The 9408-nt window shown below is 69.6% G+C and carries 11 protein-coding genes; 1 reads left to right on the forward strand and 10 read right to left on the reverse strand.

What is annotated here, in order from left to right:
* Nucleotides 1-286, forward strand: a 286-nt coding sequence (locus B1991_RS15845; RefSeq protein WP_246031206.1) for a LysR substrate-binding domain-containing protein, incomplete at its 5' end; no start/stop codon positions are given.
* A 71-nt stretch (nt 287-357) separates the two neighbouring features.
* Here B1991_RS15845 and B1991_RS15850 read toward each other — a convergent pair.
* The 10 genes from B1991_RS15850 to lptB all read right to left on the reverse strand — a co-directional run bounded on the left by B1991_RS15850 (nt 358) and on the right by lptB (nt 9336).
* Entirely contained in the window at nt 358-888 is a 531-nt protein-coding gene (locus B1991_RS15850) for a 2'-5' RNA ligase family protein (RefSeq protein ID WP_136259649.1), read from the reverse strand.
* Between the two features lie 71 nt (nt 889-959).
* A complete protein-coding gene (locus B1991_RS15855) occupies nt 960-1967 on the reverse strand; it encodes an MBL fold metallo-hydrolase (RefSeq protein ID WP_168709685.1) in 1008 nt (335 codons plus the stop codon).
* 25 nt (nt 1968-1992) lie between these two features.
* Nucleotides 1993-3723 carry a phosphoenolpyruvate--protein phosphotransferase gene (gene ptsP, locus B1991_RS15860; RefSeq protein WP_136259651.1) on the reverse strand — a complete coding sequence of 577 codons (1731 nt, stop codon included), beginning with the start codon at nt 3721-3723 and terminating at the stop codon, nt 1993-1995.
* A gap of 148 nt (nt 3724-3871) precedes the next feature.
* A complete protein-coding gene (locus tag B1991_RS15865; protein ID WP_136259652.1) occupies nt 3872-4141 on the reverse strand; it encodes an HPr family phosphocarrier protein in 270 nt (89 codons plus the stop codon).
* An 8-nt stretch (nt 4142-4149) separates the two neighbouring features.
* Nucleotides 4150-4542, reverse strand: coding sequence for a PTS sugar transporter subunit IIA (locus B1991_RS15870; protein ID WP_136259653.1), 393 nt, complete (start codon nt 4540-4542; stop codon nt 4150-4152).
* A 43-nt stretch (nt 4543-4585) separates the two neighbouring features.
* Nucleotides 4586-5488: an RNase adapter RapZ gene (gene rapZ, locus B1991_RS15875; protein WP_136259654.1), complete on the reverse strand. Its 903-nt coding sequence runs from the start codon at nt 5486-5488 to the stop codon at nt 4586-4588.
* A gap of 4 nt (nt 5489-5492) precedes the next feature.
* Nucleotides 5493-6443, reverse strand: coding sequence for an HPr(Ser) kinase/phosphatase (gene hprK / locus B1991_RS15880; RefSeq protein ID WP_136259655.1), 951 nt, complete (start codon nt 6441-6443; stop codon nt 5493-5495).
* Nucleotides 6444-6600: 157 nt separating this feature from the next.
* The gene (gene hpf, locus B1991_RS15885; protein ID WP_136259656.1) at nt 6601-6924 is read right to left on the reverse strand and encodes a ribosome hibernation-promoting factor, HPF/YfiA family; all 324 of its coding nucleotides are present in this window, start codon (nt 6922-6924) and stop codon (nt 6601-6603) included.
* Between the two features lie 155 nt (nt 6925-7079).
* Nucleotides 7080-8537, reverse strand: a complete 1458-nt coding sequence (locus tag B1991_RS15890; RefSeq protein ID WP_136259657.1) for an RNA polymerase factor sigma-54 — start codon at nt 8535-8537, stop codon at nt 7080-7082.
* 79 nt (nt 8538-8616) lie between these two features.
* Nucleotides 8617-9336, reverse strand: coding sequence for an LPS export ABC transporter ATP-binding protein (lptB, locus tag B1991_RS15895; RefSeq protein ID WP_136259658.1), 720 nt, complete (start codon nt 9334-9336; stop codon nt 8617-8619).
* Between the last annotated feature and the right edge of the window lie 72 nt (nt 9337-9408).

Genomic DNA, 9408 nt, shown 5'->3' on the forward strand with positions numbered 1-9408 from the left:
CGTCTCCCCGGGTGGCAGCTGCGCCACCAGCGAGCGCGTGCTGGCGCAGCTGCCACCCGGGGAGACGGTGCTGGAGCTGGACCAGATCGAAGCGATCAAGCAGGTCGTGGTGGCCGGCCTCGGCATCGCCTGCCTGCCCGCCGTGGCCATCACCGACGCCGTCGCCGCCGGCCACCTCAAGGCCCTGCGCACGCCCTTCCTCGACCTGCGCCGCAAGCTCTCCCTGCTGCTGCACCGGCAGAAATACCGCGGGGCGCTGCTGGATGCGTTCCTGGAGAAGGTGTAGCTACCGACGGCTTGATGCCTCGGCGCAGGTGCGGCGGGATGCAGGACCGCGCGACCAGCCTTCAGGGATCGCTAGCCTGCGACGTCGGCGGAAAGGGCGAAGGCCTGCATTGCCCTCCAGCGGCCGCGCGAGTTCTCCAGCAGCACGACTTCCCGGCAGGTGCTGCAAATCGGTCCGCGCCCGGCGAGTGCAGCACAGAGTTCGACCTCCGCCTTGGCTGCCTCCGCGGCGTTCCCGTGCGCGACGGTGAGATGCGGAACGACTTCTTCGTGTTCACCGGCGTAGGGAAGGTAGCCGGGAAAGTGCCCGACCAGCCGTCTGGTCAGCTCCATGAAGGGAGCGACCGGGTCCGGGGCGAGGTAGGTGGTAGCCGGAAAGCGGCCAACCCGGGCCAGCTGGAAATCGAAGGGTGCGATCGGGAGGAGCGCTTGCCGTATCCCTCCCAGCACCTGCCCGGACAAAAGCTCGGGTGGCATGAACGGGTAGAGCACGGTGATGTGCGCCGGCACCCCTTGTCCGGCCGAGGGGTCGAACCGATCCCGCAGACTGCCGACCCAGGCTTCGGCTTCGGGAACGCGGACGATGAGTGCGGACTGCGCCATGCGGGGATGTGCAAGTAGGGACAGTGCCCGCCCGGCGCGGGTGGCGGGCAGGAGTGGCTATGGGTTGCCGGTCAGCTTGCCTGGCAATACCGGTGGCGTTTCGCCGGCGCCGCGCGCAGCACGTTCCGGAAATAGTAGTCGAGCAGGGCCCGGCTGAGTGCGTGCTGGTTGGCGGCGAGCAATGGGCCGAGGTCGCGTTCCCAGCCGGCCGCGCAATCCGCGACGGCAGCCTCGCCGGCGGCGCAGGCGAGCAGGTGGTCGAAGGCGAGCCGGTAGCTGGCGAACTGCGCATGCGTCATCGGCGCGCCATGCCCGGGCACCAGCAGGTCGAAGGTTTGCGCATCCAGCCGTCCCAGCGCCTCGCTCCAGCCCCGCGGGCACGCGGTGTCGAAGAAGGGTGCGGGGAAGTTCACCAGGTCGCCGGCGAGCAGCGTGCGCGTGGACGGATCCAGCAGCCACACGTCGCCACCGCTCACCGCGTTCTTCTCCAGCCCGAGATGGAATGCCATGCCCGCGATGCGCACCGGTCCGGACGCGAGTACCGGGTCGGTCGGGAACAGTTTCGGCCCCGCATCGATCCGCGCCAGGCTGGCGCGTGCATACCCGGCTTCGGTGCTGTCCGCCGGCAGCGTGGCCAGCCGGGCGGCAATGCCCTTGCGCGAGTCGGCCAGGAAATGCCGCATCGCGTGCTCGATCGCGGGGCTGGCGTACACTTTCGCCTGTGGCCAGCGCGCGCGCAGCGGCACGTTTCCGCTGACGTGATCCAGATGCCAGTGGCTGTTGACGATCGCCGCCACCGGCAGCTGCCACGCGTCCGCGGCGGCGATGATCCGGCCGGTGAAAGCCCGCTCGTGGCGTCCGGTGTCGAACACGACCAGCCCCTGCGGCGCGCGGATCAGCACGCTGTTGCCGTCGGGCTGCCCGTCGCCCCGCGCGGGGTCGTAGCTGCCGGGCAGCAGCACCATGTTCCGGTTTAGCGCCTGCATCCCGGGCGCAGGGGCGAGGCGCGGGCCGGTTGCGCAGGCGGCCGTCACGCAGGCCAGCACCCAGGGAAGCATCCACTTCGGTGTCATGCGCATGTCGGTCTTCCTGGCAGGGGCTGGCTCAGCCCGCCACGGCCGCCAGCATCGCCGCCACCTCTTCATGCGTGTGCGCGCGCAGCAGCGCCGCGGCGTGGCGGCGCAGGTGGGCGCGGTCGAGGGCGGCGAGGCGGTCGCGCACGTGCAGGATCTGGCTGGGGTGCATGCTGAACTCGTTGAGGCCGAGCATCAGCAGCAAGGCGGTGAAGTTGGCGTCGCCGGCGATCTCGCCGCACAGGCTCACCGGCTTCTTCGCCCGGCGGCCGGCGCTGATCACGTGGGAGAGCAGGCGCAGCAGGGCCGGTTGCAGCGGGGTGTAGATGTTGTCCAGCGCATCGTTGCCGCGGTCGGCGGCGAGCACGTACTGGGCCAGGTCGTTGGTGCCGATGGCGAGGAAGTCGCTGTGCTCCAGCAGCGCGCGCACGTTGATCGCCGCGGCGGGCACTTCGATCATCGCGCCCAGCGGCAGTTTCTCCGGCAGGTCGATGTTCTCGCGCTTGAGTTCCTGCCGCGCCAGCTTGAACAGCGTGCGCACGGCGATCAGTTCGTCCGGCTGGGTCACCATCGGCACCAGCACGCGCATCGGGCCGTAGCAGGCGGCGCGCAGGATCGCGCGGATCTGGGTGGTGAACACGGCCGGGTAGCGCAGCGACAGGCGCACGCCGCGCACGCCCAGCGCAGGGTTGTCCTCGCCGCGCAGCACCAGGCCGGCGGCGTCGGCCTTGTCGGCGCCCAGGTCCAGCGTGCGGATCGTCACCGGCAGGCCGCCCATGCCCAGCACCAGGTCGCGATAGGCGATGAACTGCTCGTCCTCGGAAGGCAGCGCGCGCTTGCGCAGGAACAGGAACTCGGTGCGATACAGGCCCACGCCATCCGCGCCGCGGGCGCGTGCCATCGCCACGTCGGCCGGGGTTTCGGCGTTGGCCAGCAGGGCGATCTCCGCGCCGTCGCGGGTGCGCGTGGGCGCGTTGGCCAGCTTGGCCAGGCGGCGCCCTTCGTCGGCGGCCTGGCGCTGCCAGGCGCGGTAGCGCGACAGGTCCTGCGCGGTGGGGTGCACGATCGTTTCGCCGCGCTCGGCGTCGAGCAGGATCAGGTCGTCGTCGTGGATGTCGGCCAGCGCGTCGCGCGTGCCCACCAGCATCGGCAGGCCGAGGCTGCGCGCCAGGATCGCGCTGTGCGAGTAGGCGCTGCCGGAGCTGGCGACCACGCCGAGCAGGCCGGCGCCGGCCAGCTGCGCCATGTCGGCCGGGGCGATCGAGTCGGCGATCAGGATCTCGCCGACGCGGGCGGCCAGCTTGCGTTCCTCCGGGCTGGTCTGGCGCTGCAGCGCGGAGATCACCCGGTTGATCACCTGCTCGACGTCCTCCTTGCGGCTGCGCAGGTAGGGATCGTCCATTGCCTCGAACACGGCGGCGAGACGGTCGCGCTGTTTCTTCAGCGCCGCGCCCGGGCGGTAGCGGCCGATCCGCACCAGGTCGTCCAGCCCGCGCAACAGTTCGGCGTCGTCCAGCAGCAGGCTGTGTGCGTCGATGAACTCGTTGACCTCGCGCGCCAGCGCGCCATGCAGCTTGCCGCGCAGCTCGCGCAACTCCTGCCGCGCGGTTTCCAGCGCCCGGTGCAGCAGCTGCAGCTGCTCCTCGATCTCGTCCTCGTCCAGCGGCCGCGTATCGACGGCGTAGCGGCTGGGCTGCACCAGCCGCGCACGGCCCAGCGCCATGCCCCTGGAGGCGGGGGTGCCGGGCAGGAGATGCCTCATGGGCGCGGCCCCGACGTGCCGGGAGCGGGGAGCGCGGTGGCCACGGTACCGACGCCGGCCGGCGCGGCGCGCCCGGCGGCCGCGCGCAAGCCGCCGGCGCGATGCCGCCGCCTGCCCGTTGCCCGTTGCCCGTCGCGCGCCGTCATGCTCAGGCTCCTTCGTCGAACTTGCGTTCGAACAGCTCGACCACCGCGGCCAGCGCCGTTTCCTCGTCCGGGCCGTCGGCGCGCACGGTCAGCGGCGTGCCGAGGCCGGCGGCGAGCATCATCACGCCCATGATGCTTTGCGCGTTGATCTCGCGGCCCTTGCTGACCAGCCACACGGTGGATTTGAAGCCCTGCACCAGCTGCACCAGCTTGGCCGAGGCGCGGGCGTGCAGGCCGAGCTTGTTGGAAACGACGATCTCTTGTTCGAGCATGGGCAGTTTCAGGCGTGGTCGATGAAGATGCCGCCGCGGCCACCGCTGGCGGCGACTTCGGCCAGTTCGTCCAGCGGCTTCTCGGCGTAGTTGAGCACGCGCAGCAGCATCGGCAGGTTCAGGCCGGACACGCAGCGCAGGCGCACGCCCAGCGCGCCCAGCGACAGCCCGATGTTGCACGGCGTGGCACCGTACAGGTCGGCCAGGATCAGCACGCCGCCGCCCTGGTCCAGCTCGCGCGCGTGGTGGGCGGTGAGTGAGCGCATGACCTCCGGGTCGGCCTCCGGCGGCACTTCCACCGCGGCCACCCGCAGCGGCAACTGCGGCATCACGTGGCGCGCGGCGGAGATCAGCGCCTGGCCGACCGCCTCGTGGGTCATCAACAGCACGCCGACACTCATGGCCGGCGGATTGCGCGTGGGGTGGACGGGCGCGGCATGGCAGTCATTCGAGCTCGCGGTGGAAGGTGAGCACGCCTTCGCGCTGGCTGCGGTAGTGCGCGGCGAGTTTTTCCACCAGGTAGACCGAGCGGTGGCGGCCGCCGGTGCAGCCGATGGAGACGGTCAGGTAGCTGCGGTCGTCCTGTTCGAAGCGCGGAATCCAGCTGTCCAGCCAGCGCGCGGTATCGGCGAAATACTCGCCCACCATGGGGTCGGCGTCGAGGTATTCGCGCACCGGCGCGTCCTTGCCCGACAGCGGCCGCAGGTGCGGTTGCCAGTGCGGATTGGGCAGGCAGCGCGCGTCGAACACGAAGTCCGCATCCAGCGGCAGCCCGCGCTTGAACGCGAACGACTGGAACATCAGGGTCAGCCCCTCGGTGGCCTGGGCATAGCCGGTGGCGACCAGCCGGCGCAGCTGGTGCACGTTGAGGTCGCTGGAATCGATCACCTTCTCGGCGATCGCCATCAGCGGGCGCAGCAGGCGGCGTTCTTCGACGATGGCATCGGCCAGCGATACCCCGCGCAAGGCCAGCGGGTGGCGCCGGCGGGTTTCCGAGTAGCGCTTGATCAGCACCTCGTCACGGCAGTCGAGGAAGATCAGGTGCGGCTCCACCCCGGATGCGGCCAGCTCGGACAGCACGGTGGGCAGGTGGGCGAAATCCTCGCCGCGGTTGCGCACGTCCATGCCCACCGCGATGCGCCGGCGCCGGCTGCTGCGATCCTGCAGCACGGCCTGCACCAAGTGCGGCAGCAGGCTGCCGGGCAGGTTGTCGACGCAGTAGAACTCCAGATCCTCCAGCGCGCGCAGCGCCACCGTCTTGCCGCCACCGGACAGGCCGGTGAGCACGATCAGGTGGATCGCCTCGCGGGCGTTGAAGGGGGTCAGCGGCGGCTCGTTCTCGTTCATGCGTTCACCATGGGGGCAGCCGGCGCAACTGGTGCGCCTGGCGGTCGATGAAAGTCTGCGCCGGATCGATGCCCTTGCTTTTCAGCGCGTGGCTGCGCACCGCGGCTTCGACCAGTACCGCGATGTTGCGGCCGGAGGCCACCGGGATGGTGATCATCGGCACCTGCACGTCGAGGATCTGGCGATGGCCGATGTCACCGGTGAGGCGGGTGAGTGCGTCGGCCTCCCCGTCGTCGCGCAGCGGCTTCAGGTGCACCACCAGGCGCAGGTACTTGGAGGTCTTCACCGACATGTGGCCGAACATCTCGCGCACGTTGAGCACGCCCAGGCCGCGCACCTCGAGCAGGTCCTGCAGCAGCTCGGGGCAGGTGCCGTCGATCACGTCCGGCGCGATCAGGGTGAATTCGGTGGCGTCGTCGGCGACCAGGCGATGGCCGCGGCTGATCAGTTCCAGCGCCAGCTCGCTCTTGCCCGAGCCGGCCTCGCCGGTGATCAGCACGCCGATCGAGAACACCTCCAGGAACACGCCGTGCAGGGTGGTCTTGGCCGCCAGCATGCGCGCGAGGTGGTATTGCAGGTAGGTGAGCAGCTCGTGGCCGCGCTTGGGGCTGATCCACAGCGGCATGTCGGTTTCCTCGGCGACCTCGCGCAGGTCGGCGGGAACCGATTGATCCTTGGTCACGATCAGCGCCACCGGCTGGTAGGCGGCGATCTTGTGCATCACTTCCCAGCGCTGGCGCGAGTCGAGCCCGTCGAGGTAGTTGAGCTCCTCCGAGCCGATGATCTGGATCTTGTTCGGGTAGATGATGTTGAGGTAGCCGATCAGCGACGGTCGCCGCGTCTGCGCCACGCCCGGCTCCAGCAACCGCGATTCGCCGCGCATGCCCGACACCCAGCGCAGCGCCATGCGCTCGTGCACGCCGTCGTAGAGTTGTCGCGCGCTGATCCGATCCAAGCCTGCGGCCCTTGTGTCACGTGATGGGCGACGTGGGCCGCCCGAACCGCCACCATTGTGCCAGCTTGCGGCGTGCGCGGCGTGCAGAGACAAGCACGGCCCGCCGGAGAACCGGCGAGCCGTGCTGCGCGCGAATGATCAGGCCGACGCGGATGGATCAGCCGTACTGGCGGTCCTCCCGTGCCTCGCGCTGATGCTTGTCGGCGACTTTCTCGCGGTATTTGCGCAACTGCGCAACCAGCTTGTCGAACAGCACGTCGATGGAGGCGTACATGTCCGCCTCGGTGGCTTCGGCGTGGAGCGTGCCGCCGACCACGTGCAGGGTGCCGTCGGCGCGCTGCTGGAGCTTGTCCAGCGAGAGCACGATCACAAGGCTTTTCAGCTTGTCGTCGAGGCGGGTGAGGCGGTCGAGCTTGGCGGTGGCGTGATCGCGCAGCGCCGGAGTGACTTCAATCTGCTGGCCGCTGAGTTGGAATTGCATGGAGGCGCCTCCTCTGGTGGTGCAGTGCCGCGTTTCGCGGCGGGTGGACGTGCCGTGGTCGACTCGACCTGGCACGTCTTTCAGTCAACTCGTCTACAAGAGATGGGAACGTTTCTGCGACAAGCAAGTTCCCGCCGCTCGGCGCGGGCGGCTGTTCAGCTGGCGCGCTGGCGTTCGCTGGATGTGGGAATGCGCAGCCCCTCCCGGTATTTGGCCACGGTGCGGCGGGCGACCTGGATGCCCTTGGATTGCAGCTCCTCGGCGATGGCCTGGTCGGACAGCGGTTTGCGCGGATTCTCGGCGTCGATGAGCTTGCGCAGCATGGCCTGGATCGCGGTGGCCGAAGCGCTGCCGCCATCCTCGGTGGACACGCCGCTGGAAAAAAAATACTTCAGCTCGAAGGTACCGCGCGGCGTGTGCAGGTACTTGCGCGTGGTGACCCGGGAAATGGTGGATTCGTGCATGCCCACCTCCTCGGCCACCTCGCGCAGCACCAGCGGGTGCATCGCTTCCGGGCCGTAGTCGAGGAAGGCGCTCTGCCGGCGCACGATCGCCTCGGCCACCTTGAGCAGGGTCTCGGCGCGCGACTCCAGGCTTTTGATCAGCCAGCGCGCCTCCTGCAGCTGGCCGCGCATCCAGCTGGCGTCCTCGCCGCGGGCCTTGGCGATCAGGCCGCAGTAGTGCTGGTTCAGCCCCAGCCGGGGCTGCGAATCGGGGTTGAGGCTGACCCGCCAGCGCATGCCGTCGCGGATCGCGTAGACGTCCGGCGCCACGTATTCCACCGGGGTGGCGTCCAGCGCCGCGCCGGGGCGGGGATCCAGGCTGCGGATCAGCACGGCGGCCTCGGCCACCTCGTCGGGCGAGGCGTGCAGGCGTCGCGCCAGCCGCACGATGTCGTTGCGCGCCAGCAGTTCCAGTTCGCTGTCGACGATGCGCAGCGCCAGGGCGCGATGCGGGGTGTCGGGGTCGAATTGCTCCAGTTGCACGCGCAGGCAGTCGCGCAGGTCCAGGCTGCCGACGCCGGCCGGGTCGAAGCCCTGCAGCCGGCGACGCACCGCCTCCACTTCCTCCACGCTGGCGTCGAAGCCGGCTGGCAGCGCGGCGAGCACCGCTTCCATGCCCTCGGCCAGGTAGCCGGCGGGATTGAGCGCGTCGATCAGCACGGTGGCGATCAGGTGCTCGCGCGGGTTGAACGAGGCCAGGTTGAGCTGCCACGTCAGGTGTTGCTGCAAGGTTTCCGGGGCGGCGTTCTGCGGCTCGAAATCCTCGTCGCCGCGCGAGCCGCTGCTGCTGCCGGGACTGTTGCTGGAGAAGTCGATCGGCGACTCCGCCGCGCCACCGCCGTCGGCCCAGTCGATGGCGCCTTCGTCGTTCTCGCTGTGGCTTTCGGGCGCCTTGTCGGCGACCTGGTAGTCGCCCTCGGCCGCCTCGAGGCTTTCGGTTTCCTCGTCCTCGATCTCCTCGGCAAACTCCAGCAACGGGTTGCTCTCGGCGATCTGCCGCAGTTCGGCTTCCAGTTCCAGCTGCGACAGCTGCAACAGGCGGATCGCCTGCTGCAATTGCGGCGTCAGGGTCAGCTGCTGGTGGAGGCGAAACTGTAATGCGGGTTTCATGCCAGCCGGGTCGAAGGAACGTGCGGCCATCCTAGCGCGTGGCTTGAGACGCGGCCAGCGCGGCCCGTCACGTCCTTGTTCAGAGCCGGAATTCGCGGCCCAGATAGACCTCGCGGACCTTTTCGTCGGCCAGGATGTGCGCCGGCGTGCCCCGCGACAGCACCTCGCCCTCGTTCAGGATGTAGGCGCGGTCGCAGATGCCCAGGGTTTCGCGCACGTTGTGGTCGGTAATCAGCACGCCGATGCCGCGTTCCTTGAGGTGGCGCACGATGCGCTGGATCTCGCCCACGGAAATCGGGTCGACGCCGGCGAACGGTTCGTCCAGCAGCATGTAGCGTGGATTGGCCGCCAGCGCGCGGGCGATCTCCACGCGGCGGCGCTCGCCACCGGACAGGCTGATGCCTTTCTGGTCGGCGATGTGGGCGATCTTCAGCTCGTCCAGCAGGCTTTCCAGTTCGGTGTCGCGCTGCTGCGAGGTGAGGTCGTTGCGCAGCTCCAGCACCGCCATGATGTTGTCGGCAACGCTGAGCCGGCGGAACACCGAGGCCTCCTGCGGCAGGTAGCCGATGCCCAGCCGCGCGCGCGCATGCATCGGCAGCCCGGTGATGTCGCGCTTGTCCAGGGTGATCGTGCCGGCGTCGGCCTCGATCAGACCGACCACCATGTAGAAGCAGGTGGTCTTGCCCGCGCCGTTGGGGCCGAGCAGGCCGACCACCTCACCCTCGCGGATCGAGAACGCGAAATGGCGCACGACCTGGCGCGACTTGAAGCTTTTCTGCAGACCTTCGGCGGAGAGCATGGGATCAGTGCTGCTCCTGCGGTGCCGGACCGCTGGCCGCGGTGGCCGGCGCCGCGGCCAGCGGTCCGGCAC

This window comes from Rhodanobacter lindaniclasticus (assembly GCF_004799035.1).
GTDB lineage: Bacteria > Pseudomonadota > Gammaproteobacteria > Xanthomonadales > Rhodanobacteraceae > Rhodanobacter > Rhodanobacter lindaniclasticus.